Annotated in this window: 20 protein-coding genes; 4 read left to right on the top strand and 16 right to left on the bottom strand. The window is 31.2% G+C overall.

Features of this window, described 5'->3' with window-relative positions:
* Nucleotides 1–83: 83 nt before the first annotated feature.
* The 5 genes from BT107_RS05980 to BT107_RS05960 all read right to left on the bottom strand — a co-directional run bounded on the left by BT107_RS05980 (nt 84) and on the right by BT107_RS05960 (nt 4778).
* Nucleotides 84–308: a DUF2795 domain-containing protein gene (locus BT107_RS05980; protein ID WP_013551418.1), complete on the bottom strand. Its 225-nt coding sequence runs from the start codon at nt 306–308 to the stop codon at nt 84–86.
* A gap of 134 nt (nt 309–442) precedes the next feature.
* Nucleotides 443–1018 carry a cob(I)yrinic acid a,c-diamide adenosyltransferase gene (locus BT107_RS05975; protein ID WP_072302826.1) on the bottom strand — a complete coding sequence of 192 codons (576 nt, stop codon included), beginning with the start codon at nt 1016–1018 and terminating at the stop codon, nt 443–445.
* 202 nt (nt 1019–1220) lie between these two features.
* On the bottom strand, nt 1221–1703 hold the full coding sequence (locus BT107_RS05970) for a hypothetical protein (RefSeq protein ID WP_139254277.1): 483 nt from the start codon (nt 1701–1703) through the stop codon (nt 1221–1223).
* Between the two features lie 12 nt (nt 1704–1715).
* The gene (locus BT107_RS05965) at nt 1716–3590 is read right to left on the bottom strand and encodes an ABC-F family ATP-binding cassette domain-containing protein (protein WP_072302824.1); all 1875 of its coding nucleotides are present in this window, start codon (nt 3588–3590) and stop codon (nt 1716–1718) included.
* Nucleotides 3591–3593: 3 nt separating this feature from the next.
* A complete protein-coding gene (locus BT107_RS05960; protein ID WP_170854702.1) occupies nt 3594–4778 on the bottom strand; it encodes an Lnb N-terminal periplasmic domain-containing protein in 1185 nt (394 codons plus the stop codon).
* Nucleotides 4779–4956: 178 nt separating this feature from the next.
* On the opposite strand from BT107_RS05960, the gene BT107_RS05955 reads away from it, so the two are divergent.
* On the top strand, nt 4957–5715 hold the full coding sequence (locus BT107_RS05955) for a CDP-alcohol phosphatidyltransferase family protein (RefSeq protein ID WP_072302823.1): 759 nt from the start codon (nt 4957–4959) through the stop codon (nt 5713–5715).
* 16 nt (nt 5716–5731) lie between these two features.
* Here the strand turns inward: BT107_RS05955 and lptB are convergent, their stop codons facing one another.
* From lptB to BT107_RS05935, 4 genes are all read right to left on the bottom strand, one after another.
* The gene (gene lptB / locus BT107_RS05950; RefSeq protein WP_072302926.1) at nt 5732–6472 is read right to left on the bottom strand and encodes an LPS export ABC transporter ATP-binding protein; all 741 of its coding nucleotides are present in this window, start codon (nt 6470–6472) and stop codon (nt 5732–5734) included.
* A 63-nt stretch (nt 6473–6535) separates the two neighbouring features.
* Nucleotides 6536–6892, bottom strand: a complete 357-nt coding sequence (locus BT107_RS05945; protein ID WP_072302822.1) for a carboxymuconolactone decarboxylase family protein — start codon at nt 6890–6892, stop codon at nt 6536–6538.
* Nucleotides 6873–7715 (bottom strand): twin-arginine translocase subunit TatC, encoded by an 843-nt coding sequence (gene tatC / locus BT107_RS05940; protein ID WP_072302821.1) that lies wholly within the window; start codon nt 7713–7715, stop codon nt 6873–6875. Before tatC ends, BT107_RS05945 begins: the two co-directional genes overlap by 20 nt.
* Nucleotides 7715–8680: a KpsF/GutQ family sugar-phosphate isomerase gene (locus BT107_RS05935; RefSeq protein ID WP_072302820.1), complete on the bottom strand. Its 966-nt coding sequence runs from the start codon at nt 8678–8680 to the stop codon at nt 7715–7717. The genes tatC and BT107_RS05935 overlap by 1 nt, the downstream gene beginning before the upstream one ends.
* Before the next feature lie 197 nt (nt 8681–8877).
* Here BT107_RS05935 and BT107_RS05930 point away from each other — a divergent pair, with 197 nt between their 5' ends.
* Nucleotides 8878–11079, top strand: coding sequence for a RecQ family ATP-dependent DNA helicase (locus BT107_RS05930; RefSeq protein WP_072302819.1), 2202 nt, complete (start codon nt 8878–8880; stop codon nt 11077–11079).
* A 74-nt stretch (nt 11080–11153) separates the two neighbouring features.
* Here BT107_RS05930 and BT107_RS05925 read toward each other — a convergent pair whose 3' ends face one another.
* From BT107_RS05925 to BT107_RS05915, 3 genes are read right to left on the bottom strand one after another with little or no spacing between them, the layout of a single operon-like run.
* Nucleotides 11154–11471, bottom strand: coding sequence for a CCC motif membrane protein (locus BT107_RS05925; protein WP_072302818.1), 318 nt, complete (start codon nt 11469–11471; stop codon nt 11154–11156).
* A 16-nt stretch (nt 11472–11487) separates the two neighbouring features.
* On the bottom strand, nt 11488–11814 hold the full coding sequence (locus BT107_RS05920; protein WP_072302817.1) for a CCC motif membrane protein: 327 nt from the start codon (nt 11812–11814) through the stop codon (nt 11488–11490).
* Nucleotides 11815–11830: 16 nt separating this feature from the next.
* The gene (locus tag BT107_RS05915) at nt 11831–12130 is read right to left on the bottom strand and encodes a DUF2752 domain-containing protein (RefSeq protein WP_072302816.1); all 300 of its coding nucleotides are present in this window, start codon (nt 12128–12130) and stop codon (nt 11831–11833) included.
* Between the two features lie 112 nt (nt 12131–12242).
* Between BT107_RS05915 and BT107_RS05910 the strand changes: the two genes are divergently transcribed.
* Nucleotides 12243–12788 (top strand): Smr/MutS family protein, encoded by a 546-nt coding sequence (locus tag BT107_RS05910; RefSeq protein ID WP_072302815.1) that lies wholly within the window; start codon nt 12243–12245, stop codon nt 12786–12788.
* A 6-nt stretch (nt 12789–12794) separates the two neighbouring features.
* On the opposite strand, the gene BT107_RS05905 is transcribed toward BT107_RS05910, so the two are convergent.
* Complete coding sequence (locus tag BT107_RS05905; RefSeq protein WP_072302814.1) at nt 12795–13301, bottom strand: hypothetical protein; 507 nt, start codon at nt 13299–13301, stop codon at nt 12795–12797.
* A 112-nt stretch (nt 13302–13413) separates the two neighbouring features.
* Here BT107_RS05905 and BT107_RS05900 point away from each other — a divergent pair, with 112 nt between their 5' ends.
* Nucleotides 13414–14562 carry a cysteine desulfurase family protein gene (locus tag BT107_RS05900; RefSeq protein ID WP_072302813.1) on the top strand — a complete coding sequence of 383 codons (1149 nt, stop codon included), beginning with the start codon at nt 13414–13416 and terminating at the stop codon, nt 14560–14562.
* Here BT107_RS05900 and BT107_RS05895 read toward each other — a convergent pair.
* Genes BT107_RS05895 through BT107_RS05885 form a run of 3 tightly spaced genes read right to left on the bottom strand, consistent with a single transcriptional unit; the run spans nt 14559 to nt 19382 of the window.
* The gene (locus tag BT107_RS05895) at nt 14559–15212 is read right to left on the bottom strand and encodes a hypothetical protein (RefSeq protein ID WP_072302812.1); all 654 of its coding nucleotides are present in this window, start codon (nt 15210–15212) and stop codon (nt 14559–14561) included. The two genes, BT107_RS05900 and BT107_RS05895, sit on opposite strands and share 4 nt — an antisense overlap.
* Nucleotides 15213–15221: 9 nt before the next feature.
* Nucleotides 15222–17684 (bottom strand): TonB-dependent receptor, encoded by a 2463-nt coding sequence (locus tag BT107_RS05890; protein WP_084639136.1) that lies wholly within the window; start codon nt 17682–17684, stop codon nt 15222–15224.
* A 6-nt stretch (nt 17685–17690) separates the two neighbouring features.
* Nucleotides 17691–19382 (bottom strand): M23 family metallopeptidase, encoded by a 1692-nt coding sequence (locus BT107_RS05885; RefSeq protein ID WP_072302810.1) that lies wholly within the window; start codon nt 19380–19382, stop codon nt 17691–17693.
* Nucleotides 19383–19514: the final 132 nt, after the last annotated feature.

Genomic DNA, 19514 nt, shown 5'->3' with positions numbered 1-19514 from the left:
AACAAGGAAATACCACTCGGCGTCTGCCAAAATTACATAAAAAAAAAGCCTCCAAGGAGACTTTTTTAATGTAATTCTGTTATTTAATACTCATCCTCATTCCAGAGGTAATCTTCTTCTGTTGGGTAGTCTGGCCAAATTTCTTCAATAGACTCATAGATTTCTCCGCCTTCTTCTTCCATAGACTGTAAATTCTCTACAACTTCTAAAGGTGCACCAGTTCTAATTGCGTAATCTATTAATTCATCTTTGGTTGCTGGCCAAGGCGCATCACTTAAGTAAGATGCTAGTTCTAATGTCCAATACATGGTAATAGTTAATTTTAATTTTTTGCAAAAATAAATTTTTAGACAACAAAAGCAAGCTTTTTTTAACTTTTTTAATTTATTTTTTTAAAATAGTTGATATTCAATATGTTGATAACGTAAAAAAAATAGAAATATTAGTCTTTTTTCTCTGGAATCCATTTTATTTCATTTGCATCCAAATCTTTTGATAATTTTCTAGCCAATACAAATAGATAGTCGGATAATCTATTGATAAATGACAAAACATTTGCTTCAAAAGGTTCATTTTCGTTTAAATGAGATGCTAAACGTTCTGCTCTACGACAAACTGTGCGTGCTATATGACAGTATGACACGGTTGTGTGTCCTCCTGGTAAAATAAAATGTGTCATTTGTGGCAATGCTTCATTCATTTTATCCATCTCTATCTCTAGCAATTCTATATCTGCATTGCTAATTTTTTCAATATTTAAACGCTCTTTTCCATTTTTTAATACCATTTTATCAGGATCTGTTGCTAAAACAGCACCAACGGTAAATAGTTTATCTTGTATAGTAGCAATAATATCTTTATAATGGTTGTGTATTTCTTGATCGCGTATTAGCCCCATCCAAGAGTTAAGCTCATCTATAGTACCATAAGATTCTATACGTAAATGATGCTTAGGTACTCTAGTACCACCAAATAGGGCAGTAGTGCCTTTGTCTCCTGTCTTTGTATATATTTTCATTGGCTTTTTATAATTTTCTTATTTAATCTCTAAACTAATTATTCTTTACGTTTATAGTTGTCCATAAATTTACGCGACTTTCTATCTTTAGTTTTTTTCTTATTTCTAAGATTTATGACTAAAAATAATACAAGTGCTATACCGCCAATTATAAAAATAGTATTGTCCATTATAAGTATATTCTGAATTTAAAAATACAGTATTATATTCTAATTTTAAAATGTTCTTTTGCTTGTTCTTTTCTAAAAAAGACAATAGCGCAATAGAATAAGTCTACGGTTACTGTAACTTTTTTTAATTTTTTTATCTGTTCCCAAGCTTCTAAAGACTCCTTGTTTGTATAAATTTTGTCTATAAAAACCATAGTGTTATTATGATACTTTATAGTATTAAACTCTTTTAGGTTGGGTAGTTCTAAACAAGCTAAGTCAACAGTGCTACTCGTAAAATTAAGCTTTGTTTTTACTTTTTGTATTATTTTTTTAATGTCTTCTGAAGCTATAAAAGCTGTTTCAGGATTAAAGTAAGCAATACTCTTTAATAAAACATTTTTGTTTTTTTGTTGATGTAACTTTCCCTTTATATACAAACACTTTGTTACGTAATTGTATATAAAAGGAGAGTGTACGCCATGTTGATTAGTTGCTTTTGCAAAAAAACGTAGATGTGCAATAAATTGAAACATACTAAAAAACAATTAACCTTCTACAATAGCAGAAAGCTGAAACCAACGCTCTGTTTTTGTTTCAATCTCGTCTATAACTTCTTGTAAGTCTTTAGATAGTTTATCTATCTCTTCACCACTAAGACTAGCATCAGAGAATTTATTTTGTAATGTTACTTTTTTCTCTTCTAGTTTTTTAATCTTGTTTTCTATATTGTTGTATTCTTTTTGTTCTTCAAAAGAGAGTTTATTCGTTTTGGTTTCAGTTTTCCAAGACTTTTTATCTGCTTTAACTTCCTTTTCTTTGGTTTCTCTGTTTTCTATAACAACACTATCTTCATAAGATCTAAAGTCCGAATAGTTTCCAGGGAAATCTTCAATAACAGCATTGCCTCTAAAAACAAGTAAGTGATCTACTATCTTATCCATAAAATACCTATCATGAGATACCACCAATAGACAACCTGGAAAATCCATTAAAAAACTTTCTAAAACATTTAATGTTACAATGTCTAAATCGTTTGTAGGTTCATCTAGAATAAGAAAATTAGGGTTTTGTATAAGAATGGTACATAAGTACAGTCTTTTACGCTCGCCACCACTTAGTTTTTCAACAAAATCGTATTGTTTTTTTCTATCAAACAAAAAGCGTTCTAATAATTGTTGAGCAGAAATTTGATGTCCTTTTTTAAGCGGAATATAATCTCCAAACTCACGTATAACATCTATAACTTTCTGACCTTCTTTTATTTTGATACCTTTTTGTGTATAATAACCAAATTTAATTGTTTCACCAACAATTACTTTACCGCTATCTGGTTGGTCTGTGCCGGTTAATATGTTTAGAAACGTAGATTTCCCGGTTCCATTTTTGCCAATGATACCTATGCGTTCTCCTTTTAAAAAGTTGTATTCGTATTTGTCTAAAATAGGCTTGTTTGGGTATGCTTTAGAGATTTTTACAAGCTCCATAATTTTACTACCCATACGTTCCATATTAATTTCTAACTCAACTTTGTGTTCTTGTCTGCGTTGTTGAGCTTTGGCTTTAATATCGTTAAAATCGTCAATTCTAGATTTAGATTTTGTTGTACGTGCTTTAGGTTGTTTACGCATCCAACCTAATTCTTTTTTATATAAAAGTTTAGATTTATGTTGCTCTACAGCCTCTTGTGTAATACGTGCTTCTTTTTTTTCTAAATAATAAGAGTAATTGCCTTTGTATGGGTAAAGAGTGTTGTTATCTAGCTCTATAATTTCGTTACAGACACGTTCTAAAAAGTAACGGTCATGGGTAACCATAAAAAGGGTAATATTTTCTTTAGCAAAATATTCTTCTAACCACTCTATCATCTCTAGATCCAAGTGGTTGGTAGGTTCATCTAAAATTAATAAATCTGGTTTGTTTATAAGTGCGTCTGCCATAGCTAAACGCTTTTTTTGTCCACCAGAAAGTAAACCAACATTTAAGCTAACATCATCTAACTTAAGTTTTGATAAAATTTGCTTGTATTGTGTTTCAAAATCCCAAGCCTCAAACCTATCCATAGCATCAAAAGCTAATTGATATTTATCTGCATCTTCTGGGTTAGCTAACGCTTTTTCATAATTAGAAATAACTGTTAAAATCTCGTTGTCAGAGGCAAAAATGGTTTCTTCAATAGTTAAGTCAGGATTCATATTAGGCTCTTGCTCTAAAAATGAAACTCTAACCCCTTTTCTGTAATTCACTTGTCCGCTATCTGGAGTATCTTTTCCAGACAATATATTTAGTATAGAGGTTTTTCCACTTCCATTTTTAGCTATTAAGGCAATTTTTTGATCTTTGTTAACGCCAAAAGAAATGTCTGAAAATAGAGCGTGTTCTCCGTAAGATTTTGATATGTTTTCAACCGTAAGTAGGTTCATTTGCTAGTTTTTGTTATTTTTTGTTTTGTACCATATAAAAATATATCTAATGGCAAGTGATAGTAATACAGGTATAAATGCAGGATGAAATTTTTGAACTCCTGTTAATTGTATAATTGGTACTACTAGTAATAATATAAGTAAAAATATACTGTATTTGTGTATTATTAAGGCTGAATCTTTTTTGCGAAAAATAAAATAAAGAGCCACCAAGTTAAAAGGAACAACCCACAGTAAATTATAGTTGTTAGCAGTTGCAGTATGGTCTGTAGCAAACCATAGTAGCGTTAATACTAAGCCTGAAATGCCGGTAACAAAAAGTAAAATGCCGTCTAACCATTTAGACCATAAATGATTTTTAAAATCCATATAAGTTATAAATAAAACTACTGCAAGGAGTAGAAAAACCCAAAAGAATGGCGTAACCAAAAAATTAATGCTTTTTACTTTTACTTCTTCTTTTAATATAGACCTGTTAGACAATACCAAAGGTTCTCCTTTAATAGTACTATTCTCTAGTTGCGACCATACGTAATCTGGTAAAAAAGTATGCTGTAATGCTGTTGCCTTTTTATCTATTCTTGAACCTAGAGCTAAATCTATGCCAAAACTTGACCAAGTGTTTGTTGTTAGTTTTTGATCTAACAATTGTCTAAACGTATATTTTTCTGTTAAGTGATCTTCTTTTAAACTTAAATCCTTTCCTAAGGAAGAATTTAAAACACCTATTATTTTAGTTGCGCAGTTGTTGTATAGGTAATCATATAAATAATCTCTATTTTCTGGCTTTACGTTTTTTTCTAAATAATTGTATAGTTGTTCTTTTTGAGTATAATTAAGGTTCAAGACCTGTTCTTTAACAGACCTTTTGTCATATTGATACTCGTATAAAAACCTTGAAAAATCTTGTTTGTTAACCTTAAACAGTAGTTTTCCTTTTACAAAATTTAAATAAAAATTAGGTGCATTAAAATCGAAAATACCATAGTTGTATATATTGTCTGTTCTAGTAACTGGATCCCAAATTCTAATGGCACTATGGCCAAAAGTAGAATAGAGTTCGCTTCCAGAACCACAGGTTAAAATGCTAATTTGTGCATTTTTAGAAATAGTATTGTTTTGAGAAAAAACAATACTATAACTACCCAATAGAAATATAAAAATGATTGTTTTAATGTAATTTTTCAATTTTATTGATTTTAGGAAGAACAAATATCGAACAAAATAGCAGAACAGACCTATGCTTTTTAAAAAAGCAGCTTTTTAAGCTGTAATTTTTAAAGAAATACTATTTTTACGAAAACTAACAGGCTATATTATCTTGTAAAGTTTGTTTAGTATAACGTTTACCTAAATTAGTATACAAATGAAAAAGCATATACCTAACCTAATTACATTATTAAATTTATTCTGTGGCTGTTTAGCTGTTCTTTTTGCTGTACACGGTCTTTTTGAGATGGTTGCGTTATTTGTTTTTTTAGGTATATTTTTTGACTTTTTTGATGGTTTTGCAGCTCGTATGCTAAATGTAAAAAGTGAATTAGGATTGCAGCTAGATTCTTTAGCAGATATGGTAACAAGTGGAGTAGTGCCAGGATTGGTAATGTATAAGCTGTTGTTAATGGCTACTACTGGTGGTTGGAGTTCTGGAATGTTTGCAGGTGAAATGCAATTTTCAGGATTTAATTTTTCTTCTCTAATTCCGTTTTTAGGTTTTTTGATAACTTTAGGATCTTGTTATAGGTTAGCTAAATTTAATATTGATGAAAACCAAACTGAATCTTTTATTGGTTTGCCAACACCAGCAAACGCATTGTTAATTATAGCAATGCCATTAATTTTACTGTATCAAAATAACGATTTTTTAAATAGCATTATTTTAAACCAATGGTTTTTAATAGGGTTAACAGTATTAAGTACTTATTTGCTAAACAGTAGTTTGCCTTTATTTGCCTTAAAATTTAAAACGTGGAATTTTAAAGACAATGCTATACGCTATATCTTTTTAATTTTGTGTATCGTGTTTTTGGTAACCTTAAAATACTTAGCAGTGCCAGTAATAATAATTTTATATATATTACTTTCTGTAGTAAGTAAATTAGGAAACGGAACAGCTAAGGCTTAGGTAATTAAATAGGTTTTTAAAAGTCTAACTTAGTTTTACGTAGCTCAAAGTTTTGACCTAGATATACCTGTCTTACCATTTCATCTGCAGCTAATTCTTCAGGTTCTCCAGATTTTAAAATACCACCTTCAAACATTAAATAAGATCGCTCTGTAATAGCAAGTGTTTCTTGTACGTTATGGTCGGTAATAAGTATGCCTATGTTTTTGTTTTTTAGTTGAGCTACAATACGCTGTATGTCTTCTACAGCAACAGGATCTACCCCTGCAAAAGGCTCATCTAATAGTATAAATTTTGGATCTGTAGCAAGTGCACGTGCAATCTCTGTACGTCTACGCTCCCCACCAGAAAGTAAATCTCCTCTGTTTTTACGTATGTGTCCTAAGCTAAATTCTTCAATAAGAGACTCCATTTTCATATGTTGCTCTTTTTTGCTCAATTTTGTAAGCTGTAGTACACTTAAAATATTTTTTTCAATTGTTAGTTTTCGAAAAACTGAGGCTTCTTGTGCTAAATATCCAATTCCGTTCTGTGCTCTTTTGTACATTGGAAACTGCGTAATATTTTTATCATTTAAGTAAATATTACCACCATTTGGCTTAACAAGTCCAACAATCATATAAAAAGATGTTGTTTTACCTGCACCATTAGGGCCTAATAGTCCAACAATTTCTCCTTGGTTAACCTCTAGAGATATGCCTTTAACTACTTGACGTCCTTTGTAGGACTTCATAATATTGTCTGCACTAAGCTTCATTTTTTCCATAGAATATCCAAATCTAAGTTATTCTTTTATTAACAGAGAAGATTTACGGTTTTTTTAACCTTCGTGGTTTGCTTCTATAGCTTCCCAGTACTCATGTGCACGTCTTAAATGTGGTATAACAATACTACCACCAACAAGCGTTGCAATACTTAAGGTTTCCATAATTTCTTCTTTGTTTGCACCTTCTCTGTGCGAACTTTCTAAATGATATTTAACGCAATCATCACAACGTAAAACTGCAGAGGCTACTAAACCTAGTAGTTCTTTAGTCTTAACATCTAAGGCACCTTTGCTGTATGCATTTGTGTCTAGATTAAATATTCTATTAATAACCTTATTTTTATCGGCTACTATCTTATCATTCATCTTAGAACGATAATCGTTAAACTCTTTAACTGGATTTTGTGACATTCTTACCTAATTTTTTGGCTTCTTTTTTTAATACTCTTCTAGAAATATAAATACTAATTTGATATAGTATTAGAACTGGTATTGTTACTACAATTTGACTAGCAACATCTGGTGGGGTAATAACAGCAGATACTATTAATACAACTACCAAAGCTATTTTTCTGTGTTTCTTTAACACTTCTGGAGTAACCAAACCTACTTTTGTTAAAAAGTATATAATTATAGGTAGCTCAAACATTATACCGCAGGCAATAACAGATGCTTTTACGGTAGATATAAAGGAGCTCAAATCAAATTCGTTTAAAACTTCCTTACTAACTTGGTATGTACCTAAAAAGTTAATAGAGAAAGGGGTTACAATATAGTAACCAAAAAGTACACCAGAGAAAAATAAGAATGATGCAGCAAAAATAAATCCTTTAGAGTTGTTACGTTCTTTTTCATACAAACCTGGGCTAATAAAACGCCACATTTCATATAAAATATAAGGAAAACCAATTATAAAACCTGCCCAAACAGATGTCCATATGTGAGCAGAAAATTGCCCAGCCATAGTTCTACTTTGTATGGTAAATGGAAGTGATTCGGCACAAAAACTAGATTCCATACCTAGATATGTAGCTATATAGCAAAAGAATTTATAGGTTGGAAAATCCATTTTTTTAGGCCCTAATAAGACTGTGTCAAAAATAAATTCTTTCATAGCAAAAGCAACACAACCAATAATAACTACTGCTAATGTAGATCTAATTAAGTGCCATCTTAATTCTTCTAAATGGTCTAAAAAGGACATTTCGTCCGGACTCTTCTTATTTTTTGCCATTATAAAATGCCTTCGTTTACTAAGTTATGCAAATGTACTAAACCAACATAATTAGAGTCGCTTACAGCAACTAATTGTGATATTCCTTGTTGTTGCATTAATTCTAAGGCATCTACAGCTAAAACATCTGTATCTACTGTCTTAGGGTTTTTAGACATAATGTCTTTAGCTGTTAAATTACCAATATTATCGTGCTTGTTTAGCATACGTCTAATATCACCATCAGTAATAATACCTACAACTTTATTCCCCTCTAAAACAGCAGTAGCACCTAACATTTTTTCAGATATCTCTATAATTACCTGTTTTACAGGCGTGTCTGCGGTAACTTCTGGTTTCTGGTTGTTGTTTACAATATCGTTTACACGTAAATATAATTTTTTTCCTAATGCGCCACCTGGGTGGTATTTAGCAAAATCTTTACTTGTAAATCTTTTTAGCTCTAAAAGAGATACTGCAATTGCATCACCTATAACCAGTTGTGCCGTTGTACTAGTTGTAGGAGCTAAATTATTAGGACACGCTTCTTTTTCTACATAAGTATTTAATACGTAGTTAGATTGTTGTGCTAAAAAAGAATCTGTATTACCAGTCATTCCTATTAAAATATTACCTCCTCTTTTTATAAGTGGCACCAAAACTTTAATTTCTGGTGTATTACCACTTTTAGAGATACAAATAACAACATCGTCATCTAATACAGTGCCAAGGTCGCCGTGTATAGCATCTGCTGCGTGCATAAATATAGATGGAGTACCGGTAGAATTTAAAGTAGCAACTATTTTCTGTGCTATAATGGCGCTTTTACCAATACCAGAAATAATTAATCTTCCTTTAGAATTGTAAATGCTATTTACTGCATCTACAAAATTTGCGTCTAATAAGGTCGATAAATGTTTAATAGCTTCAGCTTCTATAGAAATTGTACGCTTTGCAATATCTAGAATTGTTTTGGAGTTGCTCAATGTAATCTTAAATTATATGTTCTGTTTTAAAAAAGATGTATTATCTTTAAGAATACAAAATTACATAAACTTATTTTTATGTGATGCTGTAAATTGATGGAAATTAAAATTGCTTTAAATTTTGTACGATTTCCTAAAATTTGAGTATCTTGAAATTTATTTTATTTAAACAATACGTACAATCTCTATAATATACTATGAGTCATTCTAAAATTGATTTGCATGCTTCCCTAAAGAAGTTTTTTGGCTTTAATAAGTTTAAAGGTCTTCAAGAAGGTGTTATCAATAACTTGCTTCAGGGTAATAATACTTTTGTTATAATGCCAACTGGTGGAGGAAAGTCTCTCTGCTACCAATTGCCTGCACTTATGCAAGAAGGTACTGCTATTGTGGTTTCTCCTTTAATTGCTTTGATGAAGAACCAGGTAGATGCCATACGTGGTATATCGCCAGACTATGGTGTTGCTCACGTTTTAAATTCATCTTTAACAAAAACCCAAGTAAAAGAAGTTAAAGAAGATATTTTAAGTGGTGTAACTAAAATGCTTTATGTGGCTCCGGAATCTTTAATAAAAGAGGAGTATGTAGAGTTTTTACGCTCTGTTAAAATTTCTTTTGTAGCAGTAGATGAAGCGCATTGTATTTCTGAGTGGGGGCACGATTTTAGACCTGAATACCGTAACCTAAAAGCTATTGTTGGTAGGTTAGGAGACAATATTCCTATGATAGGTTTAACAGCAACAGCAACACCAAAGGTACAAGAAGATATTGTAAAAAATTTAGGTATTACTGATGCTAAACTTTTTAAAGCATCGTTTAATAGACCTAATTTATTTTATGAAGTACGACCAAAAACTCAAAATATAGAAGCAGATATAATTCGTTTTGTAAAGCAAAATGTAGGTAAATCTGGAATTATTTATTGTTTAAGTCGTAAAAAAGTTGAAGCATTAGCACAAGTATTGCAAGTAAACGGTATAAGTGCAGTTCCTTATCACGCTGGTTTTGATGCAAAAACAAGGTCTCGTTACCAAGATATGTTTTTAATGGAAGAGGTAGATGTTGTTGTTGCAACAATTGCTTTTGGTATGGGAATAGATAAGCCAGATGTACGTTTTGTAATACATAACGATATTCCAAAAAGTTTAGAGAGTTATTACCAAGAAACTGGTAGAGCAGGTAGAGATGGTGGTGAGGGCCATTGTTTGGCTTTTTACTCTTATAAAGATATAGAAAAGTTAGAAAAATTTATGTCTGGTAAGCCAGTTGCAGAGCAAGAAATTGGTAATGCGCTCTTACAAGAAGTTGTTGGTTTTGCAGAAACATCTATGTCTCGTAGAAAATTTATACTTCATTATTTTGGAGAAGATTTTGACGAGGTAAATGGTGAAGGTGCAGATATGGACGACAATACCCGTACACCTAAAGAAAAAGTAGAAGCCAAAGAAAATGTGGTTAAACTTATTAGTGTTGTTCAGGGAACAATGGAAAAATTTAAGTCTAAAGAAATAGTAAATACTTTAATAGGTAAAAAGAACGCATTAATATCATCTCATAAAACAGATGAAAAACCTTTCTTTGGTATAGGTAAAGACAAAGATGCAGGTTATTGGATGGCTTTAATACGCCAAACATTAGTAGCGGGTTATTTAAGAAAAGAAATAGAACAATATGGTATTTTGCGTGCTACTCCATTAGGGGCAGAATTTGTAAAAAAGCCAACATCATTTTTAATGACAAAAGACCATGTATATAGTCAAGAAAATGACGATGCTATTGTAAGTGCCGCTAAAAGTTCTGGTGGTGTCGCAGATAAAGAGCTGTCTCAGTTATTAAAGCAGTTAAGAAAGGCAGAGGCTAAAAAACACGGAGTGCCTCCGTTTGTAGTTTTTCAGGACCCGTCTATAGAAGATATGGCGCTTAAGTATCCTATTAGTATGGAGGATATGCTAAATATACACGGTGTAGGTGAGGGTAAAGCTAAAAAATACGGAAAACCATTTTTAGCGCTTATTACTAAATATGTAGATGATAATAATATTACACGTCCAGACGATTTAGTTGTAAAAAGTACTGGGGCAAATTCAGCTTTAAAACTATATATAATACAGAACGTAGACCGTAAGTTACCATTAACAGATATTGCTAGTGCAAAAGGTATAGAGTTGCCAGAGTTAATAAAAGAGATGGAACAGATAGTTTACAGTGGAACTAAGCTTAATATTACATATTGGGTAGACGAAACCTTAGATGAAGACCAACAAGAAGAGATACATGAGTATTTTTTAGAAGCAGAGTCTGATAGTATAGAAACAGCTATAGAAGAGTTTGATGGTGATTATGAAGATGAAGAATTACGTTTATACCGATTAAAATTTATTAGCGAAGTAGCTAACTAAACTAAATAAGATATATACTAAAAAATCCCAAAACATATGTTTTGGGATTTTTTTATACTCTAAAGAAAATGAGTTTAGTATTGATATTGTGTGCTTTCATAGCCCGCCATACCAATAAAAGCAAGTATAGGAGCTAAAAATAATAAGATACATAAAAGTAATAAACAAGCTAGTATTAAGCCAACTATAGATAGTATTCTACCAGTATTGGCACTATCTACGCTTATATATTTGTCTGGATTTTCTTCAAATAGTTTTTTTGCAGATTTAGCTTTTGCAAAACCAATGAATGAAAATATAGCACCAAAAGGTCCACAACAAAAAAGTGTTAATACAATACTTAATATTCCCATTGTTAAGGCGCTACTAGCACCTGGTAATTCTTCTTTCATATCTCTAAATCTCTAATTATTGAGCAGCATCCATTCCTTCCTGAATTTGGCTTATAGCTTCTTGTATAGCTTCCATACCTCCAGTTGCGAAAACGTAAATCCATCTAATCATAACTAATACGTTTAAAATAACAGCTATTAATGCTACAATTTTACCTGTTTTAATTTGACCTGCATTGTCATACCCTTCTGGGTTTTCTGCATAAATTTTTTCGGCTTTAGTTGCCATAAAATATGCAATAGCAGAAGGTATAATACCTAGACCTGCTAAACAACAACATAAGTATCCTAGTATACCAAGTACTATAATCATTGTTCCATTCGGTAATTTTTCTTGTTCCATAATTTTAAAAGATTGGTTAAATAAATTTATATAAATAGTTAGTCAAAATTAATATTACATTAATAATGGCCAAAGCGGTTATTATTTTACTAGCAAATTTTATTTTGTAAAAATAGTTTACGCCAACAAAGCCCATAAGTAATAGTAAAGTATAAATTGCAGGGTACATATTAAATGCAGCAGCAAAATCTCCTTGTAATATTAAAGCTAATGATCTTTGTATGCCACATCCAGGACAATCTACGCCTAACAACTTCTTGTTCATACAAGGAAGCATATATTCGTTAATGTTAAAATCTAGGCTAGGTAATGGCATTTAGGCTTGTATTCTATTTTTGAAACGGAAAAATACTACTATTTTTGTTGAATGAAAATAAACGTCTTAGTTATTTTTTAAAATTTAAAAATAAAAGATGTAATATCTTGGTATGAAAAAGTTTAGTGTAGGTGATAATGTAGAAGTTTTAGATGATACTCTTTTGGGTGTTGTAACCGCGATTGTGGGTGATACTATTACTATAGAGACAGATATGGGTTTTTATATCTCTTATGCTTCTAAAGAATTAATTAAGAAGCCCAGTAATGATACAATTAGAGTCTCTAATTACGAAGTTGCTAAAATTAAGCAAGAAAAAGAACAGCCAAAGCGTAAAAATAGACCGGTAGTTAAGGCTAAAGAACGAAATGTTCCTAAAATGGAAGTAGACTTACACATTAACCAACTAGTAAAATCTAGTAAAGGAATGGGTAATTTTGATATGCTTAATTTGCAACTAGAGACAGCTAAACATAAGCTAAACTTTGCTATTCAGAAAAGAATACAAAAAATTGTATTTATCCATGGAGTAGGGGAGGGTGTATTAAAAGAAGAGTTACATTATCTTTTTAATAAATACGATAACTTAAAGTTTTATGATGCAGATTACCAAAAATACGGACTAGGCGCTACAGAAGTTTATATTTATCAGAGTTAAAAAATACTATTGAGCAATTGTAGTTGTTATCACTGCAAAATCTTCAATATTTAAATCTGTAATACGTGTATCATCATTATTAAGTAGGGTAACATTGCTAAGTTTTATAGTGTGTACAAAGGTTCCTTCGGTTTCACCAGCAACTGTAGAGATTGTTACTATTCCTTCAGCTGCTTCAATTTCCTCTAAAACTGAAGGTGTAGCAGGTGGTGGAGAATCACAAAAATAACTACTTGTTACAGTTCCAGAAAAGGTGCGGTATGTTAACTGAGATGATTCTGGTATTGCACTTGTTATTTCTTCAGTAGAAACTTCATTCTTTAAAACGCCATCTTGTAAGTTTAGAATTAGAGTTTCATTATCATTTATTTTAAAAAACAATTCTGTATCTACTGTAAGTGTACCGCAGTTTTGGGCTGTTACAGCGCTAAAATCTAAAGTTTCAATTTGCAAGTCACCATCACTACAAGATAATAAGGTAAAAAGCGAGCTAAAAAGGAAAAATTTCTTCATACTCCAAATGTAAAAGTTTTTCTTTTGATTAGATATAGATTTTAACGTTTTTTAGATTTATTTAATTTTAAATCCCCTATTTTTGGGGGATTATAATTTTTGATAAATTCTGATGCAAAAAGTTTATTTAGATAGCGCAGCTACAACACAGGTAAGAGAAGAAGTTATTGCAAAAATGCAAGACGCTTTAGGAGAATGTTACGGGAACCCATCTTCTACACATAGTTTTGGTAGAACAGCTAAAACTGCAATAGAAAAAACACGTAAAACAATTGCTAAATACTTAAATGCCCATCCATCCGAAATTATTTTTACTTCTGGTGGTACAGAAGCAGATAATATGGTATTGCGTGGTGCTGTTAGGGATTTAGGTGTACGTACAGTTATAACATCAAAAATAGAACATCATGCAGTTTTACATACCGTTGAAGAATTAGAAAAGGAATACGGTGTTGCATTGCATTATGTAAATTTAGATGCCAATGGCAACCCAGACTTAGACCATTTAAAAGTATTATTAGCACAAGACGATACTAAAAAAATAGTAAGTCTTATGCACGTTAATAATGAAATAGGAAACAAATTAGATATAGATGCTGTTTGTGCTTTGTGTAAAGAGTATGGTGCTCTTTTTCATTCAGACACAGTACAGTCTGTTGGTCATTATGAGTGGGATGTACAAAAAACACCAATAGATTTTTTAACTGCCGCAGCGCATAAATTTCACGGACCAAAAGGTATTGGTTTTGCTTTTATTAAAAGAGATAAAATTATTAAGCCACTTATTTTTGGGGGTTCTCAAGAGCGTGGTTTTAGAGCTGGTACTGAGCCATACCATAATATTGTTGGTTTAGAAGAGGCTTTTGTAACGTCTTATGAAAACTTAGCTAAAGAAAAAGCTTATGTTACTGATTTAAAGCAATATTTTATTGATAAAATACAAGTAGAAGTTCCAGGTGTTAAGTTTAATGGTCTTTCTGGAGATATAGATAAAAGTACATATACATTGGTAAATGTTAATTTACCTGTAGATGAGAAAAAAGCTTTAATGCTTTTATTTCATTTAGATTTAAAAGGTATTGCGTGCTCTAAAGGTAGTGCTTGTCAATCTGGAAGCAGTATGGGGTCTCACGTATTAACAGAAGTATTATCTGCTGAGGATTTACAAAAACCATCTATGCGTTTTTCTTTCTCTAAGTTTAATACAAAACAAGAGTTAGATTATACAATACAAGTACTAAAAGAGTTTATAGAGAGTTAGTCTTTTTTACTCTTTTTAGTTCTTTCTTTATCATAAGGAAATTTACGAGCAGCTTTCTTCATCATACCATCTATTAGGTCAATGGTGTTTTTGCCAGTCTTCTTGTTAATTTCCTTTTCGTATTTCCAAAGTAATTTTCCTGTGTCGCCATCACTAACTTTTATACCAATACGACCGTAATTTGCATTACCATCAAAATAGTCAAAAAAGTTAAAGTCTGTAGAGACACCATCAGATAATAAAACATTTAAATCTATATTACCACTAATAATACCATCTACATTTAATATTTTAGAAAGTTCTTTTGTAGTGTGTATATCTATATTTTTAAACGTAATGTTATGTTTTGCTAATAATGCATTTGTATTTTTTACGTTTTGAAATTCTACAGCGTATTTTTTCTTTTTCTTACCTCTTAAAAAGTAAGATTCTAAAGCGTTCTGTACTGCGTAGCCTTCTTTTTGTTCTAATTTTGTAAGTTCTTCATTTGTAATATTGTCTTTTAACTCCAAATTAGCTAAAAAAGGTATAACAGCTAGTACTTTGTGATCTTTACTTATAGCGTCAAAATGCTGATTTTCGTAAATGTTTTTCTGTGCTTGTATTGTACAAAAAGATAATAGAAGTATTAAGGGTAATATTTTTTTCATTTTTAGTATCTAAAATTGCATTCCTATTTTTAAATTTAAAACTCTACTTGTCATATAATTAGGAACTGCATATTGCTGTTTGCTATCTGCGTCTCTAACCCAAGTATTGGTAATTGCATTTTGTGTGTTAAAAAGATTAAAAATTTCTGCTCCTACAGTAAAATTTTTAAACCTGCGTAACCAACCTTTTTTGGTGTCCGAGTTTCTGTCTGCAAAAATATATGAAATTCCTAAATCTGCACGCTTATAATCTTTTAATCTATTGTTATATTTATAAGGATCGGCATAATTTGGTGATCCGCCGGGTAAACCAGTGTTGTAAACTAGGTTTAAATACATTTTTACGTTAGGGTTTGTTGGTAAGTAATCCTGAAACAAAACTCCTAGTTTAAAACGTTGATCTGTTGGCCTTGCTATATAACCTTTGTTATTTTGATTTTCTTCGGTCTTTAAAAAACCAATACTAACCCAAGACTCTGTTCCAGGTACAAAAGCTCCGTTTAGTCTAGTCTCTAAACCATATACATATGCAGTACTATTATTGTTTGCCAAATAGCGTATACGTACATCTTCTAATGTATAGGCGTTAACATTACCAATGTTTTTATAGTATGCTTCTGTTTTTAAGGAGAATGGTCTCTTCCATAGTAGAAAACTATAGTCATTCCCTAATACATAATGTATTGCTTTTTGCGCTTTAACATTGGTTTGTACTGTACCGTTTGTATCTCTTAGCTCTCTGTAAAAAGGTGCTTGTTGGTAAACTCCTATAGATGCTTTAAAAAGCATATCTTTTTTCCAATTAGGTTTTAATGCAAACTGTGCTCTTGGACTTACTATTACATAAGAATTGCTATTTGGGGCCGAGTTTACATTCCAATACTGAAAACGTATTCCTAAATTGTAGTATAATGCATTGCTTTTGTAATTAGTCTGCTTGCTAAACTGTACATAAGAGTTTAACTTGTTAATGGTAACATTATTTTTAGCAAACAAACTAGAGTAGGCTACTAAGGGAGATGTATTAGGTGCATATGGTTCATTATTTTGAAACTCTTTTAAAGGAGGTCTTATAAAGTATCCGGCGGAATCTATAAATTCAGATTCCCTTAGTTGATCACGAATGTTTTCAAACTTGTAACCAATTCCCCATTCTATGGTAGTTTTATTTTTACTGTATTTTCCTTTGTGTTGTATGTTAAATAACAATGCGTCTAAATCGTTTCTTGTGCGCTTAAACTGTGATCCTAGTATTTTAGGTGTAGTAGCGTTGCCAAAAGAATCACTGCTTAAATCTGTATTTACACCTCCAATAGCATATTGTGCGTAAACATCAGAGTATTCTTCTTCTGTAGTGTGGTATAGTGATGAAATTAACTTTAAGCTTAAATTTTTATTCGCAAAATACTCTGCTTTTAATGCTCCTAATACAGTATTAAATTTATTTTTTTCTTGTCCGTTATAGTATACAGTAAGTGATTTAGGGTTGTTTAATGTGCCAAAATTTGTTTGTCTAGTTTGTGGTTCGTTTGTATAATTATTTAGAGAAGCACTACCTAAAAAGTTTAGATGAAACCTGTCTGAAAATTTATACATAGCATACGTTTGTAGATCAAAAAAAGTAGGTTTGTAATTTGCAGTTGTTTGTTTGCTGTTCAAAAATAAGTTGTTATCTCTGTATCTAGCGCCAGAAATTGTGGTAAGTTTTTTATTTTTTGATGCTGTCTCTAGCGCTAAATCTGCACCTAAAAAACTAAGGTTTACCGTGCCATAAAAACTGATAGGTTTTTTATAGGTGATGTCTAAAACAGAAGAAAGTTTATCTCCGTATTTTGCTTGAAAACCACCAGCGGAAAAGTTTATTTCTTGCGTAAGGTTCGTATTAACAAAACTTAATCCTTCTTGTTGTCCAGATCTAATTAAAAAAGGTCTGTACACCTCAATTTCATTTACATATACAAGGTTCTCGTCATAATTGCCACCGCGAACTGCATATTGTGTACTAAGCTCATTGTTAGATATTACGCTGGGTAGTAATTTTAGAGTGTTCTCTACACCTGCATTTGCACCTGGAATTTTACGAGCAATGCTGGGTGAAATTGTAGTTAAGTTAGGTGTTTTTCTTTCTCCGTTGGCAGTAATAACAACCTCGGTTATTTGTTCTGTTGTAGTTTGTAAAACAGGGTATAGCTCGTAACTTTCTGCGTTGTTAAGAATTAGGTTTTTAACAACTACGTTTTTGTAACCTATATGAGAAAATGTAATTGTTATTTCTGTGTTTGCGGAAACTTCTAAAGCAAAAAAGCCGTTACTATTGCTAACGGCTCCTTTAGTTTCTGTTTTTATGTTTACGTTTTCTAGAGGTTTATTATTTTCTGTAAATACAACACCGGTAATTGTAGCTGTTTGTCCTAATAATAAATTAAAAGAACTTAAAAGTGTAATTATAAAGAAGTATACAGTACATTTCAAAATTATTTATTTTCTAAAGAAAGTAGATTCATACGTAGTAGAATTGCCAACGTTATCTGTTACAACCACTTTTAAGTTGCATTCTTTTTTATTTAGAATTTTATCATCAAAATCATAAGTAATTGTATTTGTTTTATACTCGTAACTCATTAAAATCCATTCACCATTTAAATAAGCGTTGTATGTGTCTATTCCGCTTAAATCATCAACAATTTTTAAGCTTAAATATTTGTAATTATTAAGCCACTGCTTGTCTTTAAAGTTTTTAGGAGTAATTACAGGTGCAACAGTGTCTTTTGCTAAGGTGTAAGTTCCTAGGTTTTTTGTTCTAGTTGTAAAGGTATTTCCTCTTTTATATGTGGTTGCGTGTATAGGTTGCATTTTGCTATTAAACCTAGCTATAAATAATTGCTTTTTCTCTGCAGCAGAATATTTAGAAGCATCAAAAGTTATAGTAAAATTACGATGGGCAGGAACTTGGTTGTTGTGTATTTTTACCGTGTCGGCACCTTTTTCTAGATCAATATAAAAGTCGTTATAAAATGTATTTGCAGGGAAATATACTTTTGCGCCACCTAAGTTGTAATTGTTTGGTTTTTTAGCAATAAGATAATTGTCTGTAATGGTTGCTTTCTTGGTAGACTTTAATTCTTGCTTTTTACCTTCAACAGGTATAATAATTCTGGTAGTATTATTTTCTAAATCTTTTAAAAGTAATTCTACTTTATAGCTTAAGCCATTGTTAACTTCAATTTTACCATTGTTGTTTATTTTAGAGTAAACACTTAGTTTATTACTAGGTTCTTTAAAAAGCTTTACAATACGTTGGTTGTATCTGCCAAAATGAGAATAATCTATTAAAGTGTTAATGTATCTAGATTCGGCAAAAGAAAAAGAATCAAAATTAAATTTAGAATACGTTTTTCCGTTTACAAGTTGCTCAATAGAGTAGATGCCGTTTTTATTTGCAGCCAAATCTTGCCTATCGTATCCATTAAAACCAAAACCAATTGTACCTAAGGCGTATACTTTTTCAGCTAAATAAGACCCGTCTGGTTGTTTTTTAAACTTTAATTGAGTTTTGTTTTCGCTTTTATTAACCTGTGCATCATTACTTAAAGGATATGCATATAAATTAAGTATTGTAGGGTCTGTAGCATCTTTAATGTTGTACCCAAATAATAACGGGTTTGTAGGTTTGCTAGATGTATTGCTTCTAATTTCAAAATGCAAATGCGGACCAGAAGAGCCACCTGTATTTCCAGAATATGCAATAATTTCTCCTTTTTCAACTTTTAGCTCTCCTAAATCAGGAAAAGCTTCTACTTGGTAAGACTGTTTTTTGTATTGTAATTTTTTAATATAAGCCTCAATCTTAGGGGAAAATTTTTGCAAATGCGCATAAACAGAAGTGTATCCGTTAGGGTGAGTTATGTATAAAGCTTTACCATAACCCCAATGAGATATTTTAATACGAGTTACAGAAGCACTTTCTATTGCGTGTACTGCTAAGCCCTCTCTTTGCTGTGTTTTAATGTCTATACCAGAATGAAAATGGTTAGATCGTAACTCTCCAAAGTTACCTGCTAATATTAAAGGGATATCTAAAGGAGACTGAAAAGTATTCTGGGGATGTTTTTCTTGTCCTTTTACTGAATTAAGTAAAAATAAAACAGCTATAAATGCGTAAACTCTCATAAGTATTTTTAAAGTTGATACGAAAATAACTAATCCGTTTAATTGAAAAAAACTAATCTGTTTTTAAAATTACAAAAGTCGACATTACAATAGGTTAACAACTGAGATTTAATTCTTTGCAAGAATAATTGC

It is taken from the genome of Cellulophaga fucicola, from assembly GCF_900119145.1.
In the GTDB taxonomy this organism is placed as follows: Bacteria; Bacteroidota; Bacteroidia; order Flavobacteriales; family Flavobacteriaceae; genus Cellulophaga; species Cellulophaga fucicola.
Note: the sequence above shows the minus strand (reverse complement) of the source record. Positions and strands in the feature narration are given on the sequence as shown.

Bases quoted from the DNA above. Each gene is read 5' to 3' on its own strand.
- BT107_RS05980 (WP_013551418.1), bottom strand. From the start codon at position 308: ATGTATTGGACATTAGAACTAGCATCTTACTTAAGTGATGCGCCTTGG.
- BT107_RS05975 (WP_072302826.1), bottom strand. From the start codon at position 1,018: ATGAAAATATATACAAAGACAGGAGACAAAGGCACTACTGCCCTATTT.
- BT107_RS05970 (WP_139254277.1), bottom strand. From the start codon at position 1,703: ATGTTTCAATTTATTGCACATCTACGTTTTTTTGCAAAAGCAACTAAT.
- BT107_RS05965 (WP_072302824.1), bottom strand. From the start codon at position 3,590: ATGAACCTACTTACGGTTGAAAACATATCAAAATCTTACGGAGAACAC.
- BT107_RS05955 (WP_072302823.1), top strand. From the start codon at position 4,957: ATGAAAAAGCATATACCTAACCTAATTACATTATTAAATTTATTCTGT.
- lptB (WP_072302926.1), bottom strand. From the start codon at position 6,472: ATGAAGCTTAGTGCAGACAATATTATGAAGTCCTACAAAGGACGTCAA.
- BT107_RS05945 (WP_072302822.1), bottom strand. From the start codon at position 6,892: ATGTCACAAAATCCAGTTAAAGAGTTTAACGATTATCGTTCTAAGATG.
- tatC (WP_072302821.1), bottom strand. From the start codon at position 7,715: ATGGCAAAAAATAAGAAGAGTCCGGACGAAATGTCCTTTTTAGACCAT.
- BT107_RS05930 (WP_072302819.1), top strand. From the start codon at position 8,878: ATGAGTCATTCTAAAATTGATTTGCATGCTTCCCTAAAGAAGTTTTTT.
- BT107_RS05925 (WP_072302818.1), bottom strand. From the start codon at position 11,471: ATGAAAGAAGAATTACCAGGTGCTAGTAGCGCCTTAACAATGGGAATA.
- BT107_RS05920 (WP_072302817.1), bottom strand. From the start codon at position 11,814: ATGGAACAAGAAAAATTACCGAATGGAACAATGATTATAGTACTTGGT.
- BT107_RS05915 (WP_072302816.1), bottom strand. From the start codon at position 12,130: ATGCCATTACCTAGCCTAGATTTTAACATTAACGAATATATGCTTCCT.
- BT107_RS05910 (WP_072302815.1), top strand. From the start codon at position 12,243: ATGAAAAAGTTTAGTGTAGGTGATAATGTAGAAGTTTTAGATGATACT.
- BT107_RS05905 (WP_072302814.1), bottom strand. From the start codon at position 13,301: ATGAAGAAATTTTTCCTTTTTAGCTCGCTTTTTACCTTATTATCTTGT.
- BT107_RS05900 (WP_072302813.1), top strand. From the start codon at position 13,414: ATGCAAAAAGTTTATTTAGATAGCGCAGCTACAACACAGGTAAGAGAA.
- BT107_RS05895 (WP_072302812.1), bottom strand. From the start codon at position 15,212: ATGAAAAAAATATTACCCTTAATACTTCTATTATCTTTTTGTACAATA.
- BT107_RS05885 (WP_072302810.1), bottom strand. From the start codon at position 19,382: ATGAGAGTTTACGCATTTATAGCTGTTTTATTTTTACTTAATTCAGTA.